Source organism: Ensifer sp. LC384, from assembly GCF_001695865.1.
GTDB lineage: Bacteria > Pseudomonadota > Alphaproteobacteria > Rhizobiales > Rhizobiaceae > Ensifer.
The window spans coordinates 108,797-125,627 of record NZ_MBST01000067.1 but is presented as its reverse complement, the minus strand read 5'-3'; the positions used below and the strand labels follow the sequence as shown (position 1 = coordinate 125,627).

General features: G+C 62.4%; 14 protein-coding genes and 1 pseudogene. 7 read left to right on the top strand and 8 right to left on the bottom strand.

Going from position 1 to position 16,831, the window contains the following annotated elements:
* Nucleotides 1-52: 52 nt before the first annotated feature.
* Nucleotides 53-1,336: pseudogene (locus BC363_RS29815) on the top strand (EAL domain-containing protein); the annotation flags it as partial.
* Between the two features lie 20 nt (nt 1,337-1,356).
* On the opposite strand, the gene BC363_RS29810 reads toward BC363_RS29815, so the two are convergent.
* Entirely contained in the window at nt 1,357-2,289 is a 933-nt protein-coding gene (locus tag BC363_RS29810) for a LysR substrate-binding domain-containing protein (protein ID WP_065782808.1), read from the bottom strand.
* A gap of 90 nt (nt 2,290-2,379) precedes the next feature.
* Between BC363_RS29810 and BC363_RS29805 the strand changes: the two genes are divergently transcribed.
* Both BC363_RS29805 and BC363_RS29800 read left to right on the top strand, forming a co-directional pair.
* Entirely contained in the window at nt 2,380-3,930 is a 1,551-nt protein-coding gene (locus BC363_RS29805; RefSeq protein ID WP_065782807.1) for a trimethylamine methyltransferase family protein, read from the top strand.
* 94 nt (nt 3,931-4,024) lie between these two features.
* The gene (locus BC363_RS29800; RefSeq protein ID WP_065782806.1) at nt 4,025-6,073 is read left to right on the top strand and encodes an NADH:flavin oxidoreductase; all 2,049 of its coding nucleotides are present in this window, start codon (nt 4,025-4,027) and stop codon (nt 6,071-6,073) included.
* Between the two features lie 103 nt (nt 6,074-6,176).
* On the opposite strand, the gene BC363_RS29795 is transcribed toward BC363_RS29800, so the two are convergent.
* Both BC363_RS29795 and BC363_RS34905 read right to left on the bottom strand, forming a co-directional pair.
* A complete protein-coding gene (locus BC363_RS29795; protein ID WP_065783038.1) occupies nt 6,177-6,773 on the bottom strand; it encodes a PRC-barrel domain-containing protein in 597 nt (198 codons plus the stop codon).
* Between the two features lies 1 nt (nt 6,774).
* Complete coding sequence (locus tag BC363_RS34905) at nt 6,775-6,999, bottom strand: hypothetical protein (RefSeq protein WP_141690483.1); 225 nt, start codon at nt 6,997-6,999, stop codon at nt 6,775-6,777.
* A 141-nt stretch (nt 7,000-7,140) separates the two neighbouring features.
* Between BC363_RS34905 and BC363_RS29790 the strand changes: the two genes are divergently transcribed.
* Nucleotides 7,141-8,250, top strand: coding sequence for a hypothetical protein (locus BC363_RS29790; RefSeq protein WP_065782805.1), 1,110 nt, complete (start codon nt 7,141-7,143; stop codon nt 8,248-8,250).
* 264 nt (nt 8,251-8,514) lie between these two features.
* Here BC363_RS29790 and BC363_RS29785 read toward each other — a convergent pair whose 3' ends face one another.
* The 5 genes from BC363_RS29785 to BC363_RS29765 all read right to left on the bottom strand — a co-directional run bounded on the left by BC363_RS29785 (nt 8,515) and on the right by BC363_RS29765 (nt 13,544).
* Nucleotides 8,515-10,239 carry an IlvD/Edd family dehydratase gene (locus tag BC363_RS29785; RefSeq protein WP_065782802.1) on the bottom strand — a complete coding sequence of 575 codons (1,725 nt, stop codon included), beginning with the start codon at nt 10,237-10,239 and terminating at the stop codon, nt 8,515-8,517.
* A gap of 81 nt (nt 10,240-10,320) precedes the next feature.
* Nucleotides 10,321-11,205 carry an SMP-30/gluconolactonase/LRE family protein gene (locus tag BC363_RS29780; RefSeq protein WP_065782800.1) on the bottom strand — a complete coding sequence of 295 codons (885 nt, stop codon included), beginning with the start codon at nt 11,203-11,205 and terminating at the stop codon, nt 10,321-10,323.
* On the bottom strand, nt 11,205-11,840 hold the full coding sequence (locus BC363_RS29775) for a 2-dehydro-3-deoxy-6-phosphogalactonate aldolase (protein WP_065782798.1): 636 nt from the start codon (nt 11,838-11,840) through the stop codon (nt 11,205-11,207). Before BC363_RS29775 ends, BC363_RS29780 begins: the two co-directional genes overlap by 1 nt.
* Before the next feature lie 16 nt (nt 11,841-11,856).
* The gene (locus BC363_RS29770; protein ID WP_244519974.1) at nt 11,857-12,777 is read right to left on the bottom strand and encodes a 2-dehydro-3-deoxygalactonokinase; all 921 of its coding nucleotides are present in this window, start codon (nt 12,775-12,777) and stop codon (nt 11,857-11,859) included.
* A complete protein-coding gene (locus tag BC363_RS29765; protein ID WP_065783037.1) occupies nt 12,774-13,544 on the bottom strand; it encodes an SDR family oxidoreductase in 771 nt (256 codons plus the stop codon). The genes BC363_RS29770 and BC363_RS29765 overlap by 4 nt, the downstream gene beginning before the upstream one ends.
* Before the next feature lie 167 nt (nt 13,545-13,711).
* Between BC363_RS29765 and BC363_RS29760 the strand changes: the two genes are divergently transcribed.
* The 3 genes from BC363_RS29760 to BC363_RS29750 all read left to right on the top strand — a co-directional run bounded on the left by BC363_RS29760 (nt 13,712) and on the right by BC363_RS29750 (nt 16,383).
* On the top strand, nt 13,712-14,524 hold the full coding sequence (locus BC363_RS29760; RefSeq protein WP_065782794.1) for an IclR family transcriptional regulator: 813 nt from the start codon (nt 13,712-13,714) through the stop codon (nt 14,522-14,524).
* A gap of 194 nt (nt 14,525-14,718) precedes the next feature.
* The gene (locus tag BC363_RS29755) at nt 14,719-15,459 is read left to right on the top strand and encodes an autoinducer binding domain-containing protein (protein WP_065782792.1); all 741 of its coding nucleotides are present in this window, start codon (nt 14,719-14,721) and stop codon (nt 15,457-15,459) included.
* Between the two features lie 168 nt (nt 15,460-15,627).
* Nucleotides 15,628-16,383: a LuxR family transcriptional regulator gene (locus tag BC363_RS29750; protein ID WP_083222533.1), complete on the top strand. Its 756-nt coding sequence runs from the start codon at nt 15,628-15,630 to the stop codon at nt 16,381-16,383.
* The last annotated feature ends 448 nt before the right edge of the window (nt 16,384-16,831 follow it).

Genomic DNA, 16,831 nt, shown 5'->3' with positions numbered 1-16,831 from the left:
AACTCCCTATCACCGCATCGGCAGGGAGCCTCTGGTCGTGGACGGCTCGATCGATCCGTTGACCGGGCTCGGCAATGCGCGCCAGCTCCGCAAGACCGTTTGCGATCTGGCCGAAGAGCGCGCCAGCGATCCCGCTCCCTTTACCATTGGCCTTGCCAATATCGATGGCTTCAAGCCGATCAACGACCTTTTCGGCCCACGCGCCGGCGACGAGATCCTCTGCCAGGTCGCCCATCGGCTGCAAGCCTGCGCGCCAGAGGGCGCAACGATCATCCGCTCCGAGAACGACGAATTCGCCTTCGTCCTGCCGCTCGTCTTCGAGCGCAAGGGCGCGGAGAAAGTCGGCCTGATGCTGAAAGAGGTGCTGTCGGCGCCCTTCGATCTCGGCGACCGCAACGTCCGTCTTTCGGCTTCTTTCGGTTTTGCCGTCTATCCCTTCGCCGGCGAAGTGTTCGAAGATCTGCTGAAAAGCGCCGACACGGCGCTCTATCGTTCCAAGCGCCGCGGTCGCGGCCAGATCACCGTCTATTCCCAGGAAATTGCGCAGGAGATGAAGCGCGCGACGCAGCTCGAACAGGCGCTGCGCAATGCGATCATCGCCAACGAGGTGGATGTGCATTTCCAGCCGATCGTCGATCTGCGTAACGACGCGGTCGTCGGCTTCGAGGCCTTGGCGCGGTGGTGCGATGCCGATCTCGGTTATGTCTCGCCGGCCGTCTTCGTGCCTTTGGCGGAGGAGCGCGGTTTCATCGAATCGCTGGCCGAGACGCTGCTGCGCAAGGCGGCGCACGCGGCACTTTCCTGGCCGAAGGAGCTCTTCCTGTCGTTCAACCTGTCGTCGGCGCAGTTGATGGATCCGGCCACCAGCCAGCGGCTGTTGACGATTATCAACCAGATCGGCCTCGATCCGCGGCGGCTGGAACTGGAGATCACCGAGACGGCCGTGATGGCCGATGCCGAGACCGCCCAGAAGATCGTGAACGAGTTGCGGGCGGCGGGCGTTCGCGTCTCCCTCGACGATTTCGGCACGGGCCAGTCGAGCCTTGGACGCCTTCGCGACTTCTCCTTCGACAAGGTCAAGATCGATCGGGCCTTCGTGTCGCGGATTTCGGCCGACCGGGCCTCTGAACATATCATCAAGGCCATCGTCTCGATGTGCGAAGGTCTGGAGCTTGAGGTCGTCGCCGAAGGCATCGAGGATTTTTCCGAAGCGTTAAAGCTGAAGGCGCTCGGCTGCGGCATGGGCCAGGGCTACTTCTACGGCAAGCCGGCTGATGCTGTCGCGACAATGCGCTACCTCTCGGACCGCTATCGCGACGTCGCAGCTCAGCTCTAGGTGTTGCCCTAGGCCAGGCGTCAGTCCTTGGCGCCCTCCGCCCGGTTTCTCGTGCCTTCCGCCAGCAACCAATCCCTCACCCGGCGCGCCTGGTTGTTCAGCTCGCGCGAGCGCGGCCAGACGACGTAAAACGCCAGCCCGGTCTTCAGCACATGGCCGCCGACGGGGACCAGGGCGCCGGAGCGAACCTGCGGATCGGTCAGGTGCTCCCAGCCGAGCGCCACGCCTTCGCCGGCAAGCACCGCCTGGATCACCAGGACATAGTCGTTGATGGCAAGGCGCCGCGCCTGAGGTGGGTAGGGGAGGCCGGCGCTGGAAAACCATTCGGTCCAGTCGCAGGCGCGCCGGACCGGTTCCTCCAGATGAATGAGGTTGTGGCGCAGCAGGTCGGCCGGCGTGCTCGGCAGCCCATGCTGCTCGATATAGGCAGGTGTCGCCACCGCATTGACGACCTCCTCGGCAAGAAGGGCCGCATGGTAACGCGGCCAATGGCTCGGATCTCCGCCGCGGATGCCAAGCGGGATCGGCTCCTCGTCGAGGTCGAGATCGCGCACGCTCGTCTGGATCCTGAGATCGATCTCCGGCAGGTCCTCGCGCATCCGGTTGAGGCGCGGCAGCATCCACATCGAGGCAAAAGCGGTTGATGCCGCAAGCGTCACATTGGTCTCGCGCCCCTTGGCGCGGATGTCTTCCGCCGACTTCTGAATTCGCGAGAGCCCGACGGAAACGTCGGCGTGGAATTTCTCGCCCGCCTCCGTCAGTTCGACGGCGCGATGCACGCGGTGGAAGAGCGGCACGCCCAATTGTTCTTCCAATCCGCGAATGGCGTAGGAGACGGCGGCCTGCGTCATGCCGAGCTCGCTGGCGGCGCGGGTAAAATTCTGATGGCGGCCGGCCGCCTCGAACACGATGAGGCTGGCTGCAGACGGGAGCAGGCGACGCAGGTTTTCCATAACTTATGCTTATCGCATGGCTCAATTTTTTCCAGCGTTACAACGTGATTTTTCACCAATACCATCACCTTGAATGATGGGAGGACGTCGATGGAAATGACGACTGTGACAGCGGGCGAAGCGCCCAGACGGACAAGAGGCTCAAGGCCGCAGCGCGGCGGCGTCAGCGCCAAGAGCCTTGGCGTCCCCTACATCACTCGCAACATCCCCACCTACGATATCCTGGGTGAGGAAAGCCTGACCCGCATCGAGAAGGTCGCCGATCGCATCCTTGCCGAAGTCGGCATCGAATTTCGCGACGATCCGGCATCTCTCGATCATTGGAAACGCGCCGGCGCCAAGCTGGATGGGGTCCGGGTGACGTTCGAACCTGGAATGCTGAAGGAGCTCGTGCGCTCGGCGCCGCGCCAGTTTACCCAGCATGCTCGCAATCCCGCCCGCAGCATCGAAATCGGCGGCAACAATGTCGTGTTCTCGCCGGCCTACGGCTCGCCCTTCGTCACCGATCTCGACAACGGCCGGCGTTACGGCACGATCGAGGACTTCCGCAATCTGATCAAGCTGGCGCAGTCGAGCCCCTGGCTGCACCATTCTGGCGGAACGATCTGCGAGCCGGTCGATGTGCCGGTGAACAAACGCCACCTCGATATGGTCTACAGCCACATCAAATATTCCGACCGGGCCTTCATGGGTTCGATCACCGCGGAGGATCGCGCCGAAGATTCGATCGAGATGGCGCGCATCCTCTTCGGCCGCGATTTCGTCGATGCCAATTGCGTCATCCTCGGCAACGTCAACGTCAACTCGCCGCTCGTCTGGGACGGCACCATGACGAAGTCGTTGCGCGCCTATGCACGGGCAAATCAGGCGGCGGTCATCGTGCCCTTCATCCTGGGCGGTGCCATGGGGCCGGTCACCATTGCCGGCGCCATCGCCCAGTCCTATGCCGAAACGCTGGCCGGATGCGCCCTGACCCAGCTCGAGCGCAAGGGCGCGCCGGTTATCTTCGGCAACTTCCTGTCGTCCATGTCGTTGCGCTCGGGCTCGCCGACCTTCGGCACGCCGGAGCCGGCGATCGGCAGCATGGTTGTCGGGCAACTGGCGCGCCGGCTCGGTCTGCCGCTGCGTTGCGCCGGCAATTTTTCCAACGCGAAACTGCCGGATGCGCAAGCGATGCAGGAAGGCGTCATGTCGATGCTGTCAGCGGTGCATTGCGGCGCTAACTTCATTTTGCATTCGGCCGGCTTCGTCGATGGGCTGCTGGCGATGTCCTACGAAAAATTCGTCATGGATACGGATTTCTGCGGCGCGCTGCATTCCTATCTCGCCGGCGTCGTCGTCGACGACAACACGCTGGCCATGGACGCCTTCCTGCAGGTCGGGCCGGGCAGCCATTTCCTCGGCTGCGACCACACCATGCGCAACTACCAGACCGCCTTCTGGGATTCGGCCCTGTCCGACAACGAGCCTTTCGAGAAATGGGCGGAAGAGGGCGGAACCGATATGGCGGTCCGCGCCAACCAGAGCTGGAAGAAGACGCTGGCCGAATACGAAGCGCCGCCGTTGGACGTGGCGATCGACGATGCTTTGATCGACTATGTCTCTCGCCGCAAGAACGGCATGGCGGACGCCTGGTACTGAGCCGACGCCACCCCCTCACTGGGGACGTGCAGAACAAGAATGATGGAGTGCCCCGGTCCACTTCAGCGGACAAGCGGTGCTCAAGGGAACAGAAATGACGCTGCCGAAAGACCCGCTGCTCCAGCCCTATCGCCTCAAACATCTGACGCTCAAGAACCGGATCATGTCGACTTCGCACGAGCCGGCCTATTCCGAAGATGGCATGCCGAAGGATCGCTACCGCCTCTATCACCTTGAGAAGGCCAAGGGCGGCATGGCGCTGACGATGACGGCGGGATCTGCCATCGTCTCGGAGGATTCGCCACCCGCCTTCGGCAATCTCCACGCCTATTCCGACGAGATCGTGCCCTGGCTGAAGAAGATCGCCGACGACTGTCACGAGCACGATACCGCGGTGATGATCCAGCTCACCCATCTCGGCCGTCGCACCGGCTGGAACAAGGGCGACTGGCTGCCGGTTCTCTCCGCCTCGCCGGTGCGCGAAGCGGCACACCGCTCCTTTCCGAAGGAGATCGAGGATTGGGACATTGAACGCATTGTCGGCGACTATGCGTCAGCCGCCGCCCGCATGCAGGCCGCAGGCCTTGATGGCATCGAGCTTGAGGCCTACGGCCATCTGATGGACGGCTTCTGGTCGCCGGCGACAAACCATCGCGACGATGACTTCGGCGGTTCGCTCGACAACCGCCTGCGCTTTACCGACATGGTGCTCGATGCGATCCGCAAATCCGTCGGGCCGGACTTCATCGTCGGCATGCGCATGGTGGCAGACGAGGATTGGGACAAGGGGCTGTCGAAGCAGGAGGGCATCGAGATCGCCCGCCGCCTGGCAAACTCCGGCAAGGTCGATTTCCTCAACATCATCCGCGGGCACATCGATCATGATGCGCCGCTGACCAAGGTCATCCCGATCCAGGGCATGGCCGCGTCGCCGCATCTCGATTTTGCCGGTGAAGTGCGGGAGGCCACGAAATTTCCGGTTTTCCATGCGGCCCGCATCGCCGATGTCGCAACGGCACGCCACGCAATCGCCGAGGGCAAGCTCGACATGGTCGGCATGACCCGTGCCCATATCGCCGACCCGCATATCGTCAGGAAGATCGAAGAGGGCCGGGAGGCTCAGATACGCCCCTGCGTCGGCGCCACCTACTGTCTCGACCGCATCTACGAGGGCGGAGGTGCGCTCTGCATTCACAATGCGGCGACCGGGCGAGAGGCGATCGTGCCGCACGTCATCTCCAAAAGCGGCGGGCCGAAGCGAAAGGCCGTCGTCGTCGGTGCCGGCCCGGCCGGCCTCGAGGCGGCGCGCGTGCTTGCCGAGCGCGGCCATTCCGTCGAAATCCTGGAGGCAACCGGCCAAGCGGGCGGACAGATCCTGCTTGCCCAGCGCAATCCGCGGCGCAAGGAACTGATCGGCATCGTCGACTGGCGGCTGTCGGAGCTGGAAAGGCTCGGCGTGCCGATCCACTACAACGTCTTTGCCGGTGCCGACGATGTTCTGGAGCGCTCCCCCGATCTCGTCGTCGTCGCCACAGGCGGCATCGCGCAAAATCCGGCTTTGGAGGCGGGGGGCGATCTGGTCGTGTCGAGCTGGGATATCATTGCCGGTACGGTCAAGCCGGAGGGGCCGGTGCTGTTTTATGACGACAACGGCGCCCATAGCGGCATGACTGCGGCCGAATTGATTGCGCATGCTGGCGTCGAGTTGGAAATCGTTTCGCCCGAACGCATGTTCGCGCCCGAAGTCGGCGGCATGAACCATGTGCCCTACGCCAAGACGTTTGCCGACCACAATGTCCGGGTGACGATCAATACCCGCCTGAGATCGGTTCGACGGGAGGGCAATGGGCTTGTGGCGACGCTCGGTTCCGATTTTTCCGATACGGCATCAAGCGAACGGCGCGTGGCTCAGGTGGTGGTCGAACACGGCACCGTGCCGATGGACGATCTCTATCGCGAGCTGAAGCCGGTTTCCAGCAATCTGGGCGCCGTCGACTACAAGGCGCTGCTTCGGGGCGAAAACCCGATTAAGCCTCGCAATCCGGGCGGGAGCTTCGACATGTTCCGCATCGGCGATGCCGTCGCCAGCCGCAACATCCATGCCGGCATCTATGATGCGCTGCGCTACGGCGTGCTGGTCTGAATAAAAGAGCGGCAGTGCAAACGCCGCCGCTCCATCTCCTGGCCGTCTATCGGTCCAGTCCTGGCCGTCTATCGGTCCAGTCCTGGTCGGCTATCGATCCAGCTTACTGCTGGGTACCCTCAGCCGGTGCCGGCTGCATCGTGGTTGCCGGTACCGTTCCGGTGGTCGAGGAGGTCGTCGATGTGTCAACCGGCTGGTTGGCGTTCTGTTCGGCGACCTGCTGCGCCTTGGTCTTGAACTCCGGAGCCGCCTTCAAGGTTTCAGCGGTTTCTGTCGTCGTAAGCTTCAAGGCATCCGTATTGGGCTGCTCGGAGATCTGAATGCGATCGAACGGGACCGCCACGTTCTTCTCGCCGAGGCCCAGGAAGCCGCCGACACCGATCACCGCGGCTTCGACGCCGCCGTCCTTCTTGATGATCAGGTCGTTAATTTCGCCGACCTTTTCGTCGCCGGCATTGTAGACGGTCTGGCCGACATAGGTGCTGGTCGCGATCTGGTCGCTGGCCTGCTCGGTCAGGTAAGTCCCGTGAGACTTGGCCATGTCGGCAGGTGCTTCGGCACCCGGAACCGGCTGGATTTCCATCGTCTGCGGCTCGGCCGGCTTAGGCTGGGTGGCGTCCTGAGCGAAGGTCATCGGCGCGAACGCAACACTCGCGATAAGCGCACCGGCCGCAACGGAAGATACAAGTTTCTTGGTCATGTCAAACTGCCTTTCCTTGACGTTGTCGATCAAGGCGCGGTCCTGATTGTCGCCAGGTTTCCACCGCACCGGTGATATCAAAGCAACGCCCGACGACAGAAACGGTTCCAGAAAATTTTGAAATGATCGCGCCGGGAATCGGGAAGTCATGCGCCGGTTTCCGATGGTCGTCGATCAACATCGCCGACGGCCGTGGCGCATTTTTTGCCAGACGTCCGCCCGCCATCGCCCCATCTTTGTATTTTAGCGATTTATTGATTGCTTCATTACATTCACAAAATCTTGAGTGTTCTTGCCGATACTTACTGAAGGCAGGACAGGGATCTTATCATGGATAATCCATCCTGTTGATCTGGACGGTTCCCCCATGTTTCTGCCACGACGATTTCTCTCCGTTTCCCTGCTTTCCGTTTTGGTGATGGTCTGCCTTGTCGGGATTGAGCGCAGCCTGTTCGGCGTGCGCTACTTTTCGGAGCGAATGCCACAGGTCGAGCCCTACAACCTTTGGCATGCATGGGTGGCGCTCAGCCTGTCGCTTGCGGCCATCCAGGGGTTCACGCGTGATGCGTCCTGGTTGGGCACGCCTGTCCTACGGCTGGCTTCGCGCCGCGAACTCTGGATCTCCCTCGCCATGTTGGTCCTTTCGGCAGCGGCCGGCCTGCTTTTTACCGTCGATCCCGCGACCTTCAGCGCCCTGGCCCGCGAGGACAATATCTTCGAATGGCTTTCCGCCCTGTTGATCTTTGCCTCAAGTGTCTTTTTCGCATTGGCGGCGATCGGTCAGTTTCGCTGCGCGTACGATGGAGCCGGTCGCATCGCATGGCTCGCGGCCTGCGCTGCAGGGTTCTTTAGTCTTGTCCTTTTCATCGTCGGCATGGAAGAGATATCCTGGATGCAACGCGTGTTCAGCATTTCCACGCCGGACGCATTGCTTGGCCTCAACAAGCAGCAGGAATTGAACCTGCACAACATCTCCACAGGCTTTTCAGAGCTGCTTTATTATACTGGCAGCTTCCTGCTGTTGACGCTCGCGCCCTTTATCTGGCTTTACCTTCGCAAGGGCTTTGCGCTCGGACGGCTCGAAGCCTTCGCGCCCAGCGTTCTGGTGCTTTCGGCAAGCGCACCGATGGCGGCGTTCAACAGCGACAATTGGAGCATGCTGCCGACCCAGATGATGGTGATGATGACCGTGATCATCCTCTTGGTGATTGCCGATCTCGCGCTGCGGAGCGGGCTGTGGCGGGAGTTCAGCGTGCTGACCGGCGCCGCCATCCTGATCGTCGCGATCCAGGAACTGTTCGTGCTGCAGGCACACGAACTCGTGCGCATCTGGGATCCGACCGAATATAAGGAACTCTTCATTGCCGTTGGCCTCGCCATCTATGGCTATGAGACCTGGTCGCGTCTGCGTTCGACGGCGCCGGCAAGAGCTTTTCCCGGAAAAGTGCGAAGCGGCTTTCCGTCAGGAAATGCGTAGAAGCAAAATTAGAGAGTGTTTCTGCAGCTCGATCCAGACCGGAAACGCTCTAACGAGTTGCGGATCGGTCGCCGATCGATGGCAGGATAGAAGAAAACCCCGCCGAAGTGGCGGGGTTCCTTTACAGCGCCGCGCGTCTATTTAGACGCGCAAAGGTCGCTGTAACACTTTGAGTTGCTGCATAATTTTGTCCTTAGATCGATTCCGATTTAAGGAATTATGCAGTAGGAACGTCGGACAGCTCAGCCGTAGCAACGGCTGTCTTCAGTGGCTTTCGCGCAGAACCTCGCTGCCGCTTCCGCCGACGAGGAAGTCCAAGTCGGCGCCCTTGTCGGCCTGCAGCACCGTGTCCTGGTAGAGCTTGTAGTAGCCGCGCGTCCACTTCTGCTCCGGCGGCTGCCAGGCAGCCATGCGGGCTGCAAACTCTTCCTCGCTGATCATCAGGTTGAGCTCGCCCTTCATTGCGTCGAGCCGAATTCGGTCGCCGGTTCTCACGATCGCCAGCGGTCCGCCGGCGTTCGATTCCGGGCTGACATGCAGCACGACGGTTCCGAAGGCCGTGCCCGACATGCGGGCGTCCGAAACGCGCACCATGTCGCGCACGCCCTTTTCGACCAGCCGGCGCGGGATCGGCATGTTGCCGACCTCCGCCATGCCGGGATAACCCTTGGGGCCACAGCCCTTGAGCACGAGAATCGTGTCCTCTGTCACCGGCAGATCCGGATCGTCGATCTTGGCCTTCAGATCTTCGATCGTCTCGAAGACATAGGCCGGGCCCTCATGCGCCAGCAGATGTTCGCTGGCGGCCGACGGCTTGATGACCGCGCCGTTCGGCGCCAGGTTGCCCTTGAGCACGCGAATGCCGGCTGCCGCCCGCAGCGGGTTGTCGAGCGGACGGATGACGTCGTCGTTGTAGACTTCGGCGTCTTCCCAGTATCGGCTGATCGGCATGCCGAAGACCGTCGGCGCATCCGCATGCAGCAGATGCTGGATGCGGTTCATCACGGCGGGCAGGCCGCCGGCATAGGCGAGATCCTCGATCAGGTATTTGCCGGATGGCATGCAGTTGACGATGCAGGGCACCTGACCGCCGACGCGGTCGAAGTCCTCGAGACAGAGATCGACGCCGGCACGGCCGGCGATCGCCAGCATATGCACGACCGCATTGGTCGATCCGCCGACCGCAGCGTTGGCGATGATGCCGTTCTCGAAGTTCTTTTTGGTCAGGATCTTCGACAGGCGCAGGTCCTCATGCACCATTTCGACGATGCGCTTGCCGGTCATGTGCGCCAGCGCCATGCGGCGCGCGTCGACGGCGGGAAGGGCGGCGTTGGTCGGAAGCGACAGGCCCATCGCCTCGACGATCGAAGCCATGGTGGTGGCCGTGCCCATGGTCATGCAGACGCCCGGCGAGCGCGACATGCCGCTCTCGGCCGCCATGAACTCCTGAACGCTCATCTCGCCGGCGCGCACGGCTTCGGAAAACTTCCAGACGTCGGTGCCCGAGCCGATGTCCTTGCCCTTCCACTTGCCGTTCAGCATCGGTCCGGAGGAAACGACGATCGTCGGCAGGTCCACCGACGCTGCACCCATCAACTGGCCGGGTGTCGTCTTGTCGCAACCGCCGAGCAGCACGACGCCGTCGATGCCATGGGCGCGGATCGCCTCCTCGACATCCATCGCGAGCAGGTTGCGAAACAGCATGGCCGTCGGCCGCATCTGCGTTTCGCCGAGCGAGGAAACCGGAAACTCGACCGGAAAGCCGCCGGCCTCCCAGACACCGCGCTTCACGCCCTCTGCCAGAATGCGCAGGTGGCTGTTGCACGGGGTCAGTTCCGACCAGGTGTTGCAGATGCCGATGATCGGACGCCCGTCGAAAACATGGTCCGGAAATCCCTGGTTCTTCATCCAGGAGCGATGGATGAAACCATCCTTGTGGGTGCCGCCGTACCAGTGACGGCTGCGCAGTTCTTTCTTCTTGTCGCTCATGCGAACTTCCTCCTCACCATGCGATTTATCGCGTGGATGAATTGTATGACTTTTTATTGGCGTTTCGCCAAGAGCTTCCGATCAGAGACGGAACGACGGTTCGAACCGACCCTTGACGCTGACGCCGAGATCGAAGGTCTTGCCGGCATGCGGATCGGCCGCGCGCGCCGCCTCGTCCAGGTCCTGCCAAGCCGACGTCACCAGCATGCGGTCGGCCCTCGGCCCGATGAAGGCCGTGCAGCTCGGCTGCGTCGTCGGCATCGCGTAACGCGCGATCCGCACGCCGTCAGGCCGGTAAACGTCGACCGTGCCGCTGCCCCAGCGGGCATTCCAGATCAGACCGTCGGCATCGCAGACCGAGCCGTCGATGCCGCCGGCCTCGCCGCTGCCGTCGACAAGCAGGCTCGGCTCACCCTTCGGCAGCCCCGTCTCGGCATCGATATCGACGCGCATCAGGTGGTTGATGTCGGTGTCGACGAAATAGGCAACGGTGCCATCCGGCGAAAAGCAGATGCTGTTGGGAATGGTGATCCGGTCATAGAGCTTGGTCACGCTTGTGCCGGCGACGTGATAGATCGCGCCCGCTTCCTTCTCGGCGCTGCGGCCCATGGTGCCGATCCACAGCGAACCGGAAGCATGAACGCGACCGTCGTTCGAGCGATTGCCTGGCTTGTCTTCCAGCGTCGTCACGAGGCTGAAGGCGCCTGTCTGCGTATCCCTGAGGAAAAGCCCCTGGTCGGAAGCGATCAGTTGCCGCAACGGATCGATGACGGCAAGGACGCTGGCCAGGAACGGAAGCTCGTGCACGGCCTTGCGGCCGGTTTCGAGATGCAACTCGTGCAACTGCTGGCCCTTGATGTTGAACCACCAGGCGGTGCCGCTGCCGGGGTCATAGGTCGGGCCTTCCCCGAGGATCGAGGTCGATTCGCAAAGGATGCTGCCGGAAAAGGGAATGGTATCGCTCATCATCGCGCTCCGTAGACGGCGTCGTAGGCCTTGATTGTCGCGACGGCGCGCTTGCCGACGTCGGAGGCACTCATGCCCGGCTTGTAGAGGCTTGAGCCGAGCCCGAAGCTTCTGATACCGATCTTGGCATAGTCGGCGAAGTTCTCCTCCGACACGCCGCCGACAGCCGCCACTTCGACATCGGTCGGCAGCACGGTACGGATCGCGGCGATGCCAGAAGGGCCGAGCACGCTCGCCGGGAAGAACTTGAGGCCGGTTGCGCCTGCAGCAGCAGCGGCAAGTGCTTCCGTCGGGGTGAAGACGCCGGGCATGGTCACCATGCCCTTTTCCGCCGCAAGCCGGATCACCGCCGGCTCGACATTCGGGCTGACCATCAGCCGCCCGCCGACATCGGCCAGCTGTTCGACCTGTGCCGTCGTCAGCACCGTGCCGGCGCCGATCAGGCAGCCCTCCGGCGCCATCTTCACGGCGGTTTCGATCGATCGGAACGGCTCGGGCGAATTGAGCGGGATCTCGATCGCGGTGAAGCCGGCCTCGATCAGCGTGCCGACGACGCCTTCGGTTTCCTCGGGCTTGAGGCCGCGCAGGATGGCGACCAGCGGGTATTTCATCGGCGGGAAGGGGATACGGGTCATAGCAATAGTCTTTCGGTCAGAGGGGCCAGATTGCCTGAGCGGCAGTCGAAAGGCCGGCGCGCACGGCCTCGTCGGCGTCAACGACCCGCGGGCTAAGGTTGAGGCTTGCGAGCGCGGCGCGGTAGAGCGCGCCGAGGGAGCCGGAGGCTACGAGGCAGACGCTGTCGACTGTGCCGGCGGCCGCCAACGCCCCGGCGATCTCAAGCCCGATCAGCGTGCCCGAAAGCGTCGCCTTGGCGTCGGTGGCGCTGGCACCGTGGAGGAGTTGGCCGGCGCGCACGCCGAACGTCAGGTTGGTGGCGAGCGCGGGGTTGGCGCACGCAGCGGTGACCGCGGCGAGGAACGACGGATGGTCGCCGGAAAAGACCTGCGCATCCGCGACCGAGTGGCTGAGGATGGAGTGCCTGGAGATCACGTCGAACAATTCGCCGGTCATGAAGGTGGAGAAGCCGGTGACCTTGCCGCCATCAAGGCGCACCCATTTGCTGTGGGTTCCAGGCATGCAGACGAGGTGCCGGCCGTCGCCGAGGCTTCCGGCGGCGCCGAGCAATTGGGTTTCCTCGCCGCGCATCACGTCGGGGTGCTGCGGATCGCGCTGGGCGAGACCCGGAAGAATACGGATGTCGCGCCCGACGTCGGGCACCGCGACGGCGCCCATGGCAATGGTCGAGAGGGCGGCGGGCGTATCGAGATACCCGGCCTCCAGCCAGCCCTGTTTGGCGCCCGCCATGCCGCAGATGATCACCGGCAGGTGCGTCGGCGCGGCCGTTGCCGCCAGATGCGCCTCCAGGACGGTTGAAAAGCCTGTTTTGGCGGCCGTCGTCATGCCTTCGCCGCTGCGCCGCTCGGCAAGCACCGTGCCGTCCTCGGCAATGATCCAGAGCCGAAAGCTCGTGGTTCCCCAGTCGACTGCGGCATAATAGGCTGCGGTCATCAAAGTGCGCCTCCGTCAATGATCATCGTTTGGGCTGTCATGCCCATGGAACAGTTCGAAGCCAGGTAGAGGCATGGTCCCACCAGGTCCTCGGCGGTCAGGCTCCGCTTCAGGCACTGCTTCTCCAGCATCGCCGCGATCGCCGTTTCGTCGAGCCAGAGTTTCTTTTGGCGCTCTGTAACGATCATGCCGGGCAGGATTGCGTTGACGCGGATATTGTCGGGGCCGAGCTTGCCGGCGAGCGACTTGGTCAACCCGATGATGCCGGCCTTGGCCGTCGCATAGGCCGGGATTTCCGCCATGTTGAGCAGGAACGCGATCGACGAGAAATTGACGATCGATCCGCCGCCGGCCCGCCTCATGTGCGGCGCCACCGCCTGGCTCATGAAGAACAGGTGCCTGAGATTGACCGCCTGGCTTTCGTCCCAGCTCTCTTCGGTGACGCTTTCGAGCTGCTGCCGGTCGTCGCGGGCGGCGTTGTTGACGAGCACGTGGATCGCGCCGAGTGTTGCCGCGGCCGTTTCGGCGGCTGTCCTCACTGCGTCGATATCGCGCAGATCGGCATGAATGAACAGCGGCCTTTGCCCGGTCCCGGCTGCGAGCCTGTCGGCAAGCTCCAAGCTCGTGGCCTCGTCGATGTCGACGAAGGCGACCTGCGCGCCCTGACGAACGAAGCCTTCGACGAGTGCTGCACCGATGCCGGCGCCGCCGCCGGTTACAAGCACACGGCGATCCCTCAGGTCATGAAACTGGGCCGCAGGTAACGGCATCGGTCCGGCACTCCCCATTCGCGCCTCTCCGGCACGCTTGCAGATTTCTTTGTTCCGGTATGTGGAACTCGATTTTATTATATGGAATTATCGGGCGACGACGGTTATTTTGTCAAGATCGGATGGCGAACCTTGGACCTGTATGGGGCCGAAATGAAGCGGGTGACATGAGCGAAGAACCGACAGTGATAGCGGATGGCGAGGCGGCGGGCACCGGCACGCTGGGCAAGGCCATGGCCGTCCTTGAGGCGGTGGTCATGGCGGACGGGCCGCAGCGTTTCACCGACATCCTTGCAAGGTCGGGGCAGCCGCGCGGCACTTTGCATCGGCTGCTCAGCCACCTCGTAGAGGAGGGGCTGCTCGTGCAGCGGCGCGATCTCTGCTACGAGCCGGGTCTCCGCCTGCTGACGCTTGCCTATCGCTCATGGTCCGGCAATCGCTTCCGCGACGTTGCCGAACCACATCTTCGCAGCCTGCACGAGTTGACCGGAGAAACGGTGCATCTCGGCATCCTGCGCGAAACCGAGATCGTCTATGTCGACAAGGTCGAAAGCCGGCAGACGGTGCGCATGAGTTCGCAGATCGGCAAGGCCTCGCCCGCCTATTGCACCGGCATCGGCAAGGCGGCGCTGTCGTTGCTGCCGCAACCGGAACTGGAGCGTCTCGTGGCAGGGATGGCGTTCCATGCGTTCACGCCGCATACCCATCGCTCGGCCGAATCACTGCTGGCGGAGATTGCAGAGATTCGCCGCGACGGACACGCTTTCGATCGGGAAGAACATGAGATAGAGATCCGGTGCGTGGCTGCGCCGATCCGTGTTTCGGGCAGCGATCTGACGGCTGGAATCTCGGTTACGGGACCGGCCTATCGGGTGAGCATGGAGCAGTTGATCGCCTGGTCGGGGGCGGTGCGGACGGCGGCGGCGGCGATCGGGGAGGAGGCCGCGATTCGCCTCGGCCCGGGCCGCGGTGGACCTTGAGTTCACTTTACGATAAATTAGGAACTTCGACTGGACGTGGCGTTCCAAGCTCGATAACGTTAATATATCAGGATCGCTTTGCGGTTGTACGCGAGTCGGTTTGATTTTGACATTGATAGTAATTTTGACGTGATCTTCATGCGGCGTCAGCGGCCGTGCTCCTCCCCGGAGCCGGATGTGGAGAAGGGCGGAAGATGATCGATTTCAGCGCGAATATGGCGTCGTTGATGCTTCCTGACGGACGGTCCGTGAGGGGGCCGATCTGCTGCGAAGACGACATTAGACGGGTGATCGGGCAGGTTGCGGACGCTTACGGCTTCCGCGGTTTCCTGGTGCTCGCCGTTCCGGATACCGGCTGCAGCAGCCTTGAGGCCAATGCCATCATGACGACCTATCCGGTTGAATTCTTGAAGGGCTACGACAGCGCTGGCCTGATCAATGGCAGCCCTGTCATCCAGCGTCTGCGCCGCAGCACCATACCCTTCACCTATGACGCTCATCAGTTGGCTCGCCGCCGCGCCGACGGCAAGGGCGACGCGGCGATCTGCGTCTTCGAACAGGCGGGCATGCCACGCGGCATTTATCTGCCGGTGCACGACGCCGGCGGTCACCGGGCCGCCATTGCCTTTGGCGGCGACCGCCCCGTGGCGTCGAACGACGAGATGCAGGAACTCAATCTGTGGGCCGGCATTCTGTACAGCAAGCTGGCCGAGGTGCGTGGGCGCGAGCGACGCGGCTCGGGAAGCCTGTCGCGCCGCGAGGTCGAATGCCTGCGCTGGGCCGCTGCCGGCAAGACCACGAGCGAGATGGCGCGGATCCTGGCGCTATCGGAGTATACGGTGAACCACTATCTCAACCGAGCGACGCGAAAGCTGGATTCGGTCAACCGCGTGCAGACGGTCGCCAAGGCCATGCGCGCCGGTTTGATCAACTGAGAATTGGCACTTTCTGCACATCAAAGCTGGATGCTGCGGCATGGCGCGGTTCGCTTGTAGGGAAATACACAGGCTTTTGGGCGCGTAGGGCAGGGAATCTCGATCATCTGTTGGCATGGCCTGCAGGTCAGTCTATTTGATAATTGATGAATGCCATGGAACGCGCGAATGCAGGATACGATGACCACCGGGACGACTGACGCAGATCTGCCCCGGGGCGGTGATTTCGCGTCCGAGATCGCCAAGCTGGAGACTCAGTTCGATATCATCCGCTATATGCGGCGGATCACGCAGATGTTTGGCTTCAAAACCTTTCTCATCTGCTCGATCCCTTCCATCGATGTCGAACGCCTGGCCGCAACCACGGTCATCTCCAATATGCCTGCCGAACTGCTCAACAAATATGACAGCCTGTCGATGCTGCGCTTCAGCACCGGCGTCAAGCGGCTGCGGGAAACGACGACGCCGTTCCAGGTGACGCTCGATGCCTGGGAAAGCGAAGGCGGCAAGCCCGATTCAGCCCGCGAATACATCGCGATGCTGCGCGAGAACGGCATCTTCCAGGCCAGCTACTTCCCGGTGCATGACGCCGAAGGCGGCCGCGGCGCTGTCATCCTGATGGGGCCGGAAGCAGAACTGCCGATGACCGTGACCATGGAACTGCAGATGATCGCAATCCATGTCTACAACCGGTTGGCCGAGATCGGCTCGGTATGGAAGAACAGCAGTGCGTCGCTCTCAGAGCGCGAGATTCAGTGCCTGAGCTGGACGGCGGCGGGAAAGACCAGCGCCGAGATTGCCGGCATTCTCGGCCTCTCCGAGCACACGGTGAACCACTACCTCAACCACGTCACCAAGAAGCTCGACGCGGTGAACCGGACGCAGGCCGTCGTCAAGGCGATGAAGAAGGGCTACATCAGCTAGCCGTCGCTCTGCAGCGCCAGGTTGGAGCTGCTCGAACCCGTCTCCCCCCCTAAGTGCCGCGCGTCAAACATGACGCGCAAAGGACGTTGTCGTGCTTTAAACTTGCTGCATGATTCCTTAAATCGGATCCGATTTAAGGAATCATGCAGCAAGGTGGCGCAGGCGTAAAATGCACCGATCCTGTGCGGATTTGAGACCATTGCCCATAAACTGGGCAGATGCTCTCGGTGCCCCGGGCGAGAGACTTTCGGTCTATTTCGCTGAAAATGTTCGCTTTTTCGTCTTGCCTGGAATCTGGCACGCATCCTGCATTGCTAGAGGCATGTCCAGAGGGGACTAAAAACAAGACAGCGCCCAAGAAGGTCGCGACAAATAGGGCCGCCACCCAACCCCGTGTGATCCCGGATGTACGGACACCAGGGTGAGTGGCGGCTCTGTTTTTTCCGTT